The sequence below is a fragment of the Pseudoalteromonas undina genome (assembly GCF_000238275.3).
GTDB lineage: Bacteria > Pseudomonadota > Gammaproteobacteria > Enterobacterales > Alteromonadaceae > Pseudoalteromonas > Pseudoalteromonas undina.
The window spans coordinates 1,031,696-1,045,140 of sequence record NZ_AHCF03000003.1 but is presented as its reverse complement, the minus strand read 5'-3'; the positions used below and the strand labels follow the sequence as shown (position 1 = coordinate 1,045,140).

The following is a 13,445-nucleotide window of genomic DNA, read 5'->3' as shown; positions in this document are numbered from 1 at the left end:
TTGTATACTTAATTAAGCGTCAGCGGCTTTAGATACCATAACCATTGCAGGGCGTAATAAACGGCCGTTTAATGTGTAACCTTTTTGCATTACTGCTAAAACAGTATTTGGTGTTACATCGTTGCTTGGTTGGATTGACATTGCTTGATGAAAGTCTGGGTTAAACTGCTCACCTTGAGGGTTTACAATTTCAACACCAAATTTAGCTACCGCGTCGTTAAAGCTTTTCACTGTCATATCAATGCCTTCAAGTAAAGGCTTAAGCGTTTCATTTTCTTTATCAGAAAACTCAATAGCACGCTCTAAGTTATCTATAACAGGGAGTAATTCATTAGCAAACTTTTCTAGTGCAAATTTGTGTGCTTTTTCTACATCTTGTGCAGCGCGACGACGCATATTGTCCACATCTGCAGCAGCGCGAACTACGCTATCTTTTTGATCTGCAATAGTTTGCTTTGCAGTTTCAAGCTCGGCATATAACATAGCAATTTCTGCTTCAGGGCTTTGCTCTTGCTCAGCATGTTGTTCTGCTGCTTCAACTGCCGCCTCAACGTCAGCTTCCATTTGCGTCACTTCTTCGTTCAGTTCTACTTCTTGCTCTGGGTTTTGTGTCTGCTCAGACATAAAATATACGCTCCAATTCTTTACAACTGCGGTAATTATGGGGATTGAATAAAAAGATTCAAGAGCTCAATGACTCTAATAATTTAAATTCTTGGATTATTTTCTCTAATTGCGCTGATTTTGGACAAATAACACAAAAGCGACTCTGATATTCTTGATTTTGAAAATACGGCACACTAATCACAATGAGTTCATCGCAGCTACTGAACGGTAAGTTTTCAGTATTGAGAATAGAGACCCCATTTTTAAAAGCGAGTTTATCTTCAACAAAATTTAAGAATGACACACCAATATTTAGACTTTGCTCACAGTCTATTTTTTTATAAAGGTAATTTTCGCCAACAACGATGCTGTTATCTGAGCCTAATTTTTGGCTTAGCTCACGGGTCCATTGAGTTAAAGAGTCATGACAATTACGCGGAGCCGTATTGGCCATTGCCTGCATTCGGTAGAGGCCTTCAATTAAAGATTGCTGACTAAAAACCGTATTGAGCCAAGTAGCAAATTCATAGCGTTGGCTATCGCTAGGGTCATGAGGCTTATTAATACAAATATTGTGGCTCTGCCCTGCTCTATCTAAGAGTAAAATAAGCCAGTTGTTTGCATCAAAGTCGAGCACTTCTACCCTAAATACCTGCTGTGTTCTAACCTGCGGTAGCCCCACACAACAGCATACTTGGTAACGTTGACTCAAGCCATGTGCTAGCTCAACCAATTGTGCCTGCTCAGGTTGCCAATAATTAGCAATATCATTGAGCGTAAAAAACTCATCAAACCAATAGTCAAACCCATCATTGGTTGGCACTCGGCCAGCCGATGTATGTGGTGAATACAACAAGCCTATTTTTTCAAGTCGCGCCATCGCGTTACGCACAGTGGCAGAGCATACCGCCATACCTTTTTGCTTTGCAATTTTTGTTGACGGCACAGGTAAGCCATCGCCATTACAGTACATACTCATAACAGCGGCAAATATTTGCTGATCTCGTGGGTTTAGTTTCATGTTATCTACATCTTTATGCATAGCTGTTATATCGGGGCTAAGTATTATTATTTCAAGTATAAAAAATACAATAAATCTAAATTTTACAGTGAATTAATTAAATCCGCTGGTTATTACTAAGATCTGTGTTTTCAAACACTTCTGTTTTAGGTTACTCTACAAATATTAGAACTCTCAGTGTATTTATTATGGACTCTCCCTTTAACACTATCGGCTTGATTGGTAAGCCAAATCATCCTAATGCTGCCGCTACTTTACAACGATTACATACGTTTTTATTAGCTTTAGGCTTTGAGGTGATTGTTGAAAAACGTACAGGGAGTCAACTTAGTGATGTACCGAGCGACAAACTCGTAAAGCTCGTTGATTTAGGCGAGCGTGCCGACTTGGCGATTGTGGTTGGAGGCGATGGCAACATGCTGGGTGCTGCACGGGTGCTTGCTCGCTTTGATATAGCCGTAATTGGTGTAAATAGGGGTAATTTAGGCTTTTTAACAGATCTGAACCCAGAAGGATTTGAGGGTAGCTTAGAACAGGTACTCAGCGGCGATTACATTGAAGAAAAACGTTTTTTATTAGAAGTTGAAGTGTATCGTCATAACGAACTTAAAAGCGCTAATTCTGCAGTAAACGAAGCAGTACTTCATGCTGATAAAGTAGCACATATGATTGAGTTTGAAGCCTTTATAAACGATGACTTTGTATTTTCTCAACGCTCCGATGGTTTGATTGTGTCGACTCCAACAGGCTCAACGGCATACTCTTTATCGGGCGGTGGGCCTATTTTAACACCAGAGCTTAATGCAATGTCACTGGTTCCGATGTTTCCACATACTTTATCAAGTCGCCCTTTAGTGGTGGATGCTGATAATGAAGTGCGTTTAAAGCTTAGTTTAGAAAATACTGATAGCTTACAAGTAAGCTGTGACAGCCATGTTGTACTCGCCGTATTACCGGGTGATGAGGTAGTTATACGTAAAGCTGACAAAAAATTACGCTTAATCCACCCAAAAAATTATTCTTATTATAATGTGCTACGTAAAAAGCTAAATTGGGGTAGCCGGTTATACTAATTTTATTGCCAAACATGCAACTTTAGCGCAAAATATCGGGCTAGAATTTTTAAATATCATCAGGAAAAAGTAGTAATGACTTATGTAGTGTTTCTTGCTTTATTATTATTAATTACTTTACTTGGCAGTTACTTGCTAATTGAGAGTAATCGAAAAAAAACCATTGAAGCAAAGAAAAAACTGTTTAACGAGCGCGTAGCAAGTACTCAATCACGTTTAAAAATAAAACTAAACGAATTACTTGATGCAAATGTCATCAGTGCTAAGCACCTTCCTCGAATTCAAGCAGTTGTAAGTAACTTTTTCGTGGTACAGCCTCACACCGATGAAAATTTAGTTAAGTTGGAATCGTTATCTGACCAACTTATTAACATACTTAACGAAGAGCTTATAAAAACCTATAAAAGTAATAATAGCCAAGCATTTGCCGACAGCACTCAATATTTTATAGCAGAGTTGCCAGCTCAAGGTATTTTATACAATAAAAATTTTTACCAAGAAGTCCTTCCTACGTTAATCTTAAAGTTGAAAACTGAAGACAACATACAACCAGTTGATAATATTGATCTTAACGATGAAACCCTCCCTATTGATGAAGAAAAAAAAACACTAATTGAGTCCAGCCTTGCTTAAAATATAGAAATTTAATTTGCAATAAACCAAAACACTGTATAAATTAACAGTTAATTCACTGGATGGATGAACAGTATGTTAATTGGTTTAGAAATTAAAAATTTTGCAATTGTAAGTAATTTAAGCACTGAATGGCATTCGGGCATGACCGCTATTACCGGTGAAACGGGTGCGGGTAAATCAATCGCTATTGATGCGTTATCATTGTGCCTTGGAGAACGAGCAGAGGCTTCAGCTGTGCGCCCAGGGACTGATAAAGCCGAGGTAAGTGCGCAATTTGATTTAAGCAATTTGCCACACGCCCATGCATTTCTAGAAGAGAACATGCTTAATAATGACGATAACGAATGTCTACTTCGTAGAGTTGTTTGCAAGAATGGCCGCAGCAAAAGCTACATTAATGGTAGCCCTGTCACCGCTGCACAGCTAAAAGAGCTAGGCCAATATTTAATTTCTATACACGGTCAACATGCACACCAGCATCTATTAAAAGCAGAGCATCAATTACAGCTACTGGATGCTTACGCCGGGCACCAAAATCTAGTTAATGCTGTAAGCCAGCGTTATAAACGTTATGCTGATTTACAAAAAGAATTTAAACAACTAGAACACCAACAACAACAACAAGCTGCGCAAAAACAATTATTAGAATATCAAGTGGCTGAGCTTGATGAATTTGCGTTGCAAGCTGGTGAGTTTGAACAAATAGAAGCAGAGCATTATAAGCTCAGTAACAGCCAAACTATTTTGCAATCTTGTCAGCGCGAGCTACAACATTTATACGAAAGTGATGAGCAAAATGCGTGCTCTCTTTTACAACACAGCGCACAACAATTTAATGAACTTGCACATTATGATGAAACCCTGGCCAATGTAGCAGCATTACTGACAGAAGCAGCGGTTCAAGTTGAAGAAGCAAGCAGAGAAATACGCAATTATACTGAACAAGCTGACTTAGATCCTACTCGCTTAACGGAAGTAGAAAACAGACTCAGCGGCGCTATGGATTTAGCAAGAAAACACCATATAAAGCCACAAGAGCTCGTTGAGTTTCATCAAAATGTAACACAAGAACTAGACTCTATAAGCAGTAATAGTTCGCGCCTCGAACAGCTTGAAGGTGAAATTGCAGATGCTCTTGAAGATTATCAAACGGCTAGTGAGGAATTAAGTGCTAGCCGTCATCAATATGCTAATACACTTAATGGCTTGATCAGCGAAAGTATGGCTAACTTATCCATGGAAAATGGCGTATTTGAAATAGCTCTTACAGCACATACCGATCGCTCTCCAAACAGCTTAGGTTTTGATAATGTATCGTTTTTAGTATCAACAAACCCAGGGCAACCATTACAACCTTTAGCAAAAGTAGCCTCTGGTGGTGAGTTATCACGTATTAGTTTGGCTATTCAGGTTATTATTGCCCAAAAAGTCACGACTCCTACGCTTATATTTGATGAAGTGGATGTTGGTATTTCTGGCCCAACAGCTGCTGCCGTTGGTAAACTACTGCGCCAATTAGGTAAATCGACACAAGTAATTTGTGTAACTCATTTACCGCAAGTGGCTAGTAGCGCTCATCAGCAATTTTTTGTTGCCAAAGAAATTGCAGACGGTGAAACGTTTACTCATATGCTGGCATTAAATAAAGATGGCAGGGTTAATGAAATTGCGCGTTTGCTGGGTGGTGATAACATTAGCAAAACAGCTAAAGCAAATGCAAAAGAGCTTATAAAAGCGCACGGATAAAATTATACATTTATAGTGCGTTACCTTGATACGGTGAGGATACCTTGATGCAAACAACGGTCATTTATTTTGGCTTAGCAATTAACTGGCTACTACTTATAGTTAGTGTACTTTTAGCAATGTTTAGCAAGTTTAAACACACACAATTTAAACAAGGATTATATCGTTTTTTAAATGTGGCATTAATTGTACATTTTGTTATTGCTGTTATGTTAGTTTTTAGCAGCACAGCTATTAGTGGCTTAATAACACTTAGTTTGTTGGTTATTGCCCTACAGCTTGTTTGTAACGTTATCTGCTATAAAAGTGTGAAACGTCGACAAGCCAGAGTGAAACCGAGCCTTGATCACTTCTCGATGGATTAACTAACATAGCGTTTAAAATGCCCGCAACCTGTGTATTGCGGGCATTTTTATTTGTAAAACTGAGGGAATAAAAAAGCAAACCCGAAGGTTTGCTTTTGACTCCATTCTAACAAAAGAATTATTTACACTTTTAAATAATCCATAATGCCTTCTGCAGCATTACGCCCCTCAAATATAGCAGTAACCACTAAGTCTGAACCACGAACAATATCACCACCAGCAAATATTTTAGGGTTGGTAGTTTGATGTGTAAATTCACCTTGCTCGGGTGCATTAATACCACCCCAGTGATTAATTTCTACATCGTACTGTTCTAACCAGTCCATTTTATGTGGCTTAAAGCCAAATGCCATAATCACTTGTGTGGCTTCAATAACGTGCTCTGATCCCGGTACTTCTTCAGCACGACGACGGCCATTTTCATCTGCCTCACCAAGCTGAGTTTTTACCATTTTAACGCCGGCTACAGCACCTTTGTCATCAAGTACAATCCCTTTAGGCTGAACGTTATAAGTAAAAATTACGCCCTCTTCTTTTGCATTTTTTACTTCGCGTTTTGAACCAGGCATGTTCTCTTCATCACGACGATAAGCACATGTTACTTTTAACGCGTTATGACGAATGGAGGTACGCACACAGTCCATTGCTGTATCACCACCACCTAGTACCACTACTTTTTGGTTTGCCATATCAATGCAAGCTTGTTTAGACTCATCGTAACCCATAACACGATTAGTGTTACCAATTAAGAATGGCAGGGCATCATGCACCCCCGGTGCATCTTCGTTCTCAAGCCCTGCACGCATACTTTGATAAGTCCCCACTCCCAAAAATACAGCGTCATACTCATTAAGAATTTCATCCATGCTAATGTCTTTGCCTACTTCGACATTAAGTTTAAATTCAACACCCATTTCGGTAAATATTTCGCGACGTTTTTGCATGACTTCTTTTTCTAATTTAAAAGAAGGAATACCAAAGGTTAACAGCCCACCAATTTCAGGGTGACGGTCAAATACCACAGGCTTTACGCCATTACGTACTAGAATATCAGCACAGCCTAACCCTGCTGGTCCAGCGCCAATAATGGCCACTTTTTTATCAGTCCATGTCACATAAGACATATCTGGTTTCCAGCCCATTTTGAATGCGGTATCGGTGATATATTTTTCAATATTACCGATTGTTACCGCTCCAAACTCTTCATCTAACGTACATGAGCCTTCGCATAAGCGGTCTTGTGGGCATACTCTTCCACACACCTCTGGCAAACTGTTAGTACGGTGCGAAAGCTCAGCGGCCTCTAAAATGCGCCCTGTACGGATCAGTTTTAACCATTGTGGAATATAGTTATGTACTGGACATTTCCACTCACAATAAGGGTTACCGCAATCAAGGCAGCGATCTGCCTGTGAATTAACTTGGTTTTCTGAAAAGGGTTCATAAATTTCTACGAACGATTTTTTACGCGACGAGATTGGTTTCTTGCGTGGGTCTACACGCTGCACGTCTATAAATTGATATACATTTTCGCTCATACTGCCCCCTTATTGCGCTTGAACACGTAGTTCGGCGCTACTGCGAGCGCGATGCCCGAGTAAACTTTTTACGTCACTTGATTTAGGTTTTACTAATTTGAACATCGGTAAATAAAGTTCAAAGTTAGCTAAAATAGTTTCTGCTCTGCATGAGCCTGTTAGCTCTAAATGGTCAGCAATTAAGCCGCGTAAATGCTCTTGATGTGAACTCAAATCATCTAAAGTAACCACTTCAACCAACTCTGGGTTAATGCGTTTCTCAAAATCACCTCGTTCATCTAAAATATAAGCAAAACCACCGGTCATACCTGCACCAAAGTTAACTCCTACATTACCAAGTACACATACCACGCCACCGGTCATATATTCACAACCATTATCACCAACACCTTCAACAACAGCTTGCACACCCGAATTACGCACAGCAAAACGCTCACCAGCACATCCGGCTGCAAACAATTTACCGCCAGTGGCACCATATAAACAGGTATTACCTACGATGGTTGCTTTGTGACTTTCAAATGACGAACCCAGTGGTGGGCGAACGACTAGCTTACCGCCAGCCATCCCTTTACCAACGTAATCGTTGGCATCACCAACTAGAGTCATTTCAAGGCCGCCAGCATTCCATACCCCGAATGACTGGCCAGCTGTACCATGAAGTTCAATCACCACAGGATCTGCTGCCATACCTTGATTACCGTGCTTATCAGCAATATAACCAGAAAGCATTGCGCCAACCGATCTATCGGTATTACATATACGACTCACTAATGAAATGCCGCTTGAATTATCAATTGCCTCTTTTGCCTTGCCTAGCAAGCTCTCATTTAACTCACCTAAATAGTGCGAGCTATTTGGTGCACTGCAAAACAGTGTTTCACCCGTTGGGTTGTTCGGCTGAGCGATAACCGCTGATAAATCTATTTTTTGCTGTTTGGCTGTTTTGCCTTCAATGGCTTCGAATAAATCTAAGCGACCAATCAAATCGGTTAGGTTTGCAACACCTAAACTTGCCATAATTTCACGCGCTTCTTGAGCTATAAACTTAAAGTAGTTCATCGCCATTTCTGGTAAGCCGTGATAATGCTTTTGGCGCAGTGTATCGTCTTGGGTTGCCACACCAGTAGCACAGTTATTTAAGTGACAAATTCGTAAGTATTTACAGCCTAACGCCACCATAGGTCCGGTACCAAAACCAAAACTTTCAGCGCCTAAAATGGCTGCTTTGATGATATCAAGACCGGTTTTTAAACCACCATCTGTTTGCAGGCGGATACGATGACGAAGGCCGTTTTCTACTAATGCTTGTTGCGTTTCAGCAAGGCCAAGCTCCCATGGGCTGCCAGCATATTTAACCGAGGTTAAGGGGCTTGCACCTGTGCCACCATCGTAGCCTGAAATAGTAATTAAATCGGCATACGCTTTTGCAACACCGGTTGCAATTGTGCCAACGCCCGGTTCAGACACCAGTTTTACTGAAATCAGTGCATTCGGGTTTACTTGTTTTAAATCAAAAATCAGCTGTGCTAAATCTTCAATAGAGTAAATATCATGATGCGGTGGGGGTGAAATTAGCGTAACGCCTGGTACCGAGTAACGAAGCTTGGCAATATAGGGCGTTACTTTTTCACCTGGTAACTGCCCGCCTTCGCCCGGCTTAGCGCCTTGAGCCACTTTTATTTGGATGACATCCGCACTGCGTAAATAATGAGGTGTTACACCAAATCGACCGGAGGCCACTTGTTTAATCCGTGAATTTTTTTCTGTACCGTAACGAAGTTTATCTTCGCCACCTTCGCCAGAATTTGAGCAACCACCTAAACGGTTCATAGCAATGGCTAGTGCTTCATGCGCCTCTGGTGATAATGCACCAATACTCATCGCTGCAGAATCAAAACGTTTATAAAGCTCAGCGGCGGGCTCTACCTCATCAATGCTTATACCCTTTTCAGGTAGTTTTAAAGCCAACATATCGCGCAAAGTCGCCACTGGACGGTGATTAACTAGCTTTGCGTATTCGTTGTAATCACTGTACTGGCCGCTTCGTACTGCTTTTTGTAGCGTTTGAATAACATCAGGATTATAAGCATGATACTCGCCGCCGTGAACGTATTTAAATAAACCGCCATGGCTTAATAATTTACGTTTACTAAGCGCCAGTTTATGCAAGCTTTGCTGATCGTCATCGAAGTCGCTAAAACACGCCCCTTTTATGCGACTTGCAACGCCCTTAAAACACATCTCAACAATCGCGTCCGATAAGCCAACCGCTTCAAACAACATCGAACAACGATATGAAGCCACGGTGCTAATACCCATTTTCGACATGATTTTGTACAAGCCTTTATTAATTGCTTGACGATAAGCCAGTGTCACTTCGCAGTATGACTTATTAATTACCTTACTATCGCTCATGGCCACAAGTGACTCATACGCTAAATACGGGTAGATTGCGGTTGCACCAAAGCCAAGTAGAACCGCAAATTGATGCGCGTCACGAACGCTGCCGGTTTCAATAATGATGTTAGACTCACAGCGTAAGTTATTATCTACCAAGCGTTTTTGTACCGCACCCACCGCCATAGCTGCAGGAATAGGTAATTGATTGTCATCAAAGTTACGATCCGTTAATACCAGCATAATGCAGCCAGATGCGGCTTTTGCTTGTGCTTCATCACAGATGCGCTTAACCGCATTCTCAAGGCCTTCTTCTACGGTGTAAGTAATATCAATCTTACAATAGCTGTAGTGCACTTCATCGGCGTTAAGTAGCTGCTGCATATCAGCGTACATTAAAATAGGCGTATCAAATTGCAGGCGTTTAGCGTGCCCTGTTGTTTCATTAAATACGTTTTGCTCACTGCCAATACACGTTGCCAACGACATTACATGGTTTTCACGTAACGGATCAATTGGCGGATTAGTAACCTGAGCAAACTTTTGACGGAAATAATCGTAAAGTGAACGATTCCCTTCGCTTAGGACGGCAAACGGCGTATCGTCACCCATTGAGCCAGTGGCTTCTTGCCCATTTTCACCCATAACACGAATAACACTGTCTAGCTCTTCGTTAGTATAGCCAAACATCTTTTGGTATTTGACTAGAGTTGCATCATCGAATGAGCGATTACCTGCATCTTGCTCAGTCAGTGCTTCAAAAGGTGTTAAGCGTTTAACGTTTTCTTCTAACCACGATTTATAAGGGTGGCGTGATTTTAAGTCTTGGTCAATTTCATCTGAATGCCAAATTTTTCCGAGTTTGGTATCAATAACCAGTAGCTCGCCTGGGCCAACACGTCCTTTTTCTACCACCTCGTCAGCGGTGTAATCCCAAATTCCCACCTCAGAAGCTAAAGTAATAAAACCATCTTGAGTAATAATATAACGCGCTGGACGTAAACCATTTCGGTCTAGGTTACAGGCTGCAAAGCGCCCATCAGACATAACAATGCCTGCAGGGCCATCCCACGGTTCCATATGCATAGAATTAAAATCATAGAACGCACGTAAGTCGTCATCCATAGCTCGATTTTTTTGCCATGCTGGCGGCACTAGCATGCGCATCGCACGGAATAAATCCATACCACCAGCTAAAAATAGCTCCAGCATATTATCGAGGCTAGATGAGTCAGACCCTGTTTCATTAACAAACGGCGCTGCGCTTTGTAAATCAGGAATAAGTGGCGAAGCAAATTTATAAGAACGGGCACGTGCCCATTGGCGATTACCTTCAATAGTATTAATTTCACCATTGTGCGCTAAATAACGAAATGGTTGCGCTAAAGGCCAGCGAGGCTGTGTGTTTGTAGAGAAGCGTTGATGAAAAACACAAATAGCACTAGTCATGCGAATATCCGCAAGATCAAGATAAAAATTAGGCAAGTCAGCAGGCATCATTAAGCCTTTATATATTGTGACTAGCCCAGATAAGCTCGCAATATAAAATGATTCATCGTCCATTAGACGCTTTTCTGCACGACGACGTGCAACATACAAGCGGCGTTCTAAATCTTTAGAACGCCAACCTTCTGGCGCACTAATAAAAATTTGTTCAAAACCTGGCAATTGTTTTAGAGCAATAGGTCCTAACATTGATGGATCAGTTGGAACCACACGCCAGCCCAAAATATTTAGCGTTTCTTTTTCTAGTTCTTCGCTTAAAACATCTTTGGCTGCTTGTGCTAGTACCGGATCAGCATTGAGGAAGATCATTCCAACGGCGTAATTTTTACCTAAATGCCAATTATTCTCGGCAGCAATAGCCCGAAAGAAGCTGTCTGGTTTTTGTAATAACAAGCCACAACCATCACCCGTTTTACCATCAGCAGAAATACCACCGCGGTGCTGCATGCGATCTAAACCGGTGATCGCCGTACGAATGAGTCGGTGACTCGCTTGGTTATTAACTTGGGCTATTAAGCCAAAGCCACAATTATCTTTTTCTAGTTTTGAGTCATATAACATGGACCCCTCCCCTTGCTGCGCTGTTAACGTGGATGAACGGCTCGACGATTTGCTAACAGACGAACGAAATTAGCGTTATTCCACCCTTGAGTCAATATTTTTATGAATACATATTCATTATATTGAATATATTTCAACTTAATTAAAAATCATAAAATAATGCCACCCATTAACATTTGCATGGATATCGAATCGAAAAATAGATTGACACCGGTGTTATTTTTAAAAACTTGTAAACAAAAAGCATGTGACTAGCAGTTTACGTAAACGTAAGGTGAGCTAAAAATGAATAACTATTCATTAGGGGCTATTTCCTCTTTTGTGCTGTATTAGTAATTCATCTGAACACGACATTTAATTACAGCGGCTTCTATTAGCGCATAGTTTATTCAATAGATTTAAACGCTCCCCTCATGTTATGCATTAATTAACAACTTGCTTTGCTTTACGTTGAGGTAACCTCATCCCATAGACAAATCAAAAAAGTGCCCGCAGCGGACACTTTTTATGTCCGCGGACATGTAAAACAAAAAGGGTAAAGTTAAAAATCAAATAAATTCAATAAGATAAAAAATGGCATGCTATTCGAATACAGCATAACTATATAAATTTTGAGGATGTTCGAATGTTTACTATTGGCTTATTTTTAATTTCACCAATTATTCTGTTTATTGCCTCGCTAATGATTACTGTGTTTGAAAAACACTAAGAGAATGAATAATGATTAAAGACACTAGCGGGCAAGACACGCAAATCTCACGACCTATAAATTTTAAAAAATACATCAGGCTGTTTATATTTATTGTGGGCCTAGTTGCTCTATGTGTATATGCACTATTAAATGCTGATCAAGAAGGTACTATCTCGGTTGATAGAGTAAGCCTACAAATAGCCACGGTGGTGCGCCAATCGCTAATACGCGATGTTGCAGCCAGCGGTAAAATTGTGGCCGCCAGAGCACCAAAAGTTTACAGCCCTGAACGAGGCTTTGTTTCATTGAAGGTTAATGCTGGTGACTCAGTAAAACTGCATGATGTAATAGCCATGGTTGATAGTCCTGAGCTCACAAACGAATTAAAGCAGCAACAGTCTGTTTTAGCTCGTCTTGAGGGCGAGCTACAACGTAAACACCTTGAGGCACGCCGCCAATCATTAAGCTTAAATAAAGCACTTGATCTAGCACAAGTAGAGTTAAACGCTGCCGATAGAGAAAATCGCAGAGCGGCCTTATCAATGCAAAAAAATGTGATCAGTCAAATTGATCACGAAAAAGCCATTGATGAGCTTGCCCGTGCAAAACTCTCTTATAAACATGCAGAGCAAGAAGTTGAATTGTCCAAAGATACACTTGCTTTTGAACTACAGGCCGCTAAACGAGATGTCACTCGTCAACAACTGATTGTCGATGATCTACTTCGTAAAGTTAATAACTTAACAATTAAAGCCACTGTGTCAGGGATTGTAGGTAACTTACTAGTTCAACAAAGAGAAGCGGTAACACAAAGCCAACCATTAATGACTTTAGTTGATTTGAGTAATTTTGAAGCAGAGCTACAAGTCCCTGAAAGTTATGCAAATGAGCTTGGTTTAGGTATGGACGTAGAGATAACAATGGGCGCTAGCAAAGTGATGGGCGCCCTCTCTGCCATTTCACCAGAAGTAAATAATAGAGAAGTCACAACGCGTGTACGTTTTGACAAAGACATGACGGGTATCAGACAAAACCAACGATTAACAGCACGTATTTTATTAGAAAATCGTGACGATGTTTTACAAGTTAAGCGTGGGGCATTTTTACAACAAGGCGGTACACAGGTTTATAAAATTACCGGTGATACAGCTCAGCTCATTGATATTTCAATTGGTGCAACCAGCATTAATGCGGTTGAGTTAATCTCAGGGGTTCAAGCTGGCGATGAATTGATTATTTCAAGCTATAACAGTTTCAAACACACACACACATTATTACTTCGCTAACAATCGCGTAGAACCA

The 13,445-nt window shown here is 40.7% G+C and carries 9 protein-coding genes; 5 read left to right on the top strand and 4 right to left on the bottom strand.

The features are described 5' to 3' along the window. Positions 1–12: 12 nt before the first annotated feature. Positions 13–624 (bottom strand): nucleotide exchange factor GrpE, encoded by a 612-nt coding sequence (grpE, locus tag PUND_RS08530; protein ID WP_008113139.1) that lies wholly within the window; start codon positions 622–624, stop codon positions 13–15. A 58-nt stretch (positions 625–682) separates the two neighbouring features. Next, on the bottom strand, positions 683–1,648 hold the full coding sequence (locus PUND_RS08525; RefSeq protein WP_041708781.1) for an HrcA family transcriptional regulator: 966 nt from the start codon (positions 1,646–1,648) through the stop codon (positions 683–685). A 167-nt stretch (positions 1,649–1,815) separates the two neighbouring features. Between PUND_RS08525 and nadK the strand changes: the two genes are divergently transcribed. The 4 genes from nadK (at position 1,816) to PUND_RS08505 (ending at position 5,447) form a co-directional block, all read left to right on the top strand. Continuing rightward, positions 1,816–2,700 (top strand): NAD(+) kinase, encoded by an 885-nt coding sequence (gene nadK, locus PUND_RS08520; protein WP_008464501.1) that lies wholly within the window; start codon positions 1,816–1,818, stop codon positions 2,698–2,700. 75 nt (positions 2,701–2,775) lie between these two features. Then, positions 2,776–3,333 carry a hypothetical protein gene (locus PUND_RS08515; protein WP_010388622.1) on the top strand — a complete coding sequence of 186 codons (558 nt, stop codon included), beginning with the start codon at positions 2,776–2,778 and terminating at the stop codon, positions 3,331–3,333. 75 nt (positions 3,334–3,408) lie between these two features. Then, on the top strand, positions 3,409–5,082 hold the full coding sequence (gene recN, locus PUND_RS08510; protein ID WP_008113147.1) for a DNA repair protein RecN: 1,674 nt from the start codon (positions 3,409–3,411) through the stop codon (positions 5,080–5,082). Between the two features lie 47 nt (positions 5,083–5,129). Next, on the top strand, positions 5,130–5,447 hold the full coding sequence (locus PUND_RS08505) for a hypothetical protein (protein WP_010388618.1): 318 nt from the start codon (positions 5,130–5,132) through the stop codon (positions 5,445–5,447). Between the two features lie 122 nt (positions 5,448–5,569). Here the strand turns inward: PUND_RS08505 and PUND_RS08500 are convergent, their stop codons facing one another. Both PUND_RS08500 and gltB read right to left on the bottom strand, forming a co-directional pair. Continuing rightward, positions 5,570–6,985, bottom strand: coding sequence for an FAD-dependent oxidoreductase (locus PUND_RS08500; protein WP_010388615.1), 1,416 nt, complete (start codon positions 6,983–6,985; stop codon positions 5,570–5,572). Positions 6,986–6,994: 9 nt separating this feature from the next. Further along, positions 6,995–11,452: a glutamate synthase large subunit gene (gltB, locus tag PUND_RS08495; RefSeq protein ID WP_010388612.1), complete on the bottom strand. Its 4,458-nt coding sequence runs from the start codon at positions 11,450–11,452 to the stop codon at positions 6,995–6,997. Positions 11,453–12,172: 720 nt separating this feature from the next. Between gltB and PUND_RS08490 the strand changes: the two genes are divergently transcribed. Beyond that, positions 12,173–13,429 carry an efflux RND transporter periplasmic adaptor subunit gene (locus tag PUND_RS08490; protein ID WP_010388611.1) on the top strand — a complete coding sequence of 419 codons (1,257 nt, stop codon included), beginning with the start codon at positions 12,173–12,175 and terminating at the stop codon, positions 13,427–13,429. Positions 13,430–13,445 lie beyond the last annotated feature (16 nt).

Excerpts from the sequence above, each read along its gene's own strand:
- grpE (WP_008113139.1), bottom strand. The coding sequence starts at position 624 with ATGTCTGAGCAGACACAAAACCCAGAGCAAGAAGTAGAACTGAACGAA.
- PUND_RS08525 (WP_041708781.1), bottom strand. The coding sequence starts at position 1,648 with ATGCATAAAGATGTAGATAACATGAAACTAAACCCACGAGATCAGCAA.
- nadK (WP_008464501.1), top strand. The coding sequence starts at position 1,816 with ATGGACTCTCCCTTTAACACTATCGGCTTGATTGGTAAGCCAAATCAT.
- PUND_RS08515 (WP_010388622.1), top strand. The coding sequence starts at position 2,776 with ATGACTTATGTAGTGTTTCTTGCTTTATTATTATTAATTACTTTACTT.
- recN (WP_008113147.1), top strand. The coding sequence starts at position 3,409 with ATGTTAATTGGTTTAGAAATTAAAAATTTTGCAATTGTAAGTAATTTA.
- PUND_RS08505 (WP_010388618.1), top strand. The coding sequence starts at position 5,130 with ATGCAAACAACGGTCATTTATTTTGGCTTAGCAATTAACTGGCTACTA.
- PUND_RS08500 (WP_010388615.1), bottom strand. The coding sequence starts at position 6,985 with ATGAGCGAAAATGTATATCAATTTATAGACGTGCAGCGTGTAGACCCA.
- gltB (WP_010388612.1), bottom strand. The coding sequence starts at position 11,452 with ATGTTATATGACTCAAAACTAGAAAAAGATAATTGTGGCTTTGGCTTA.
- PUND_RS08490 (WP_010388611.1), top strand. The coding sequence starts at position 12,173 with ATGATTAAAGACACTAGCGGGCAAGACACGCAAATCTCACGACCTATA.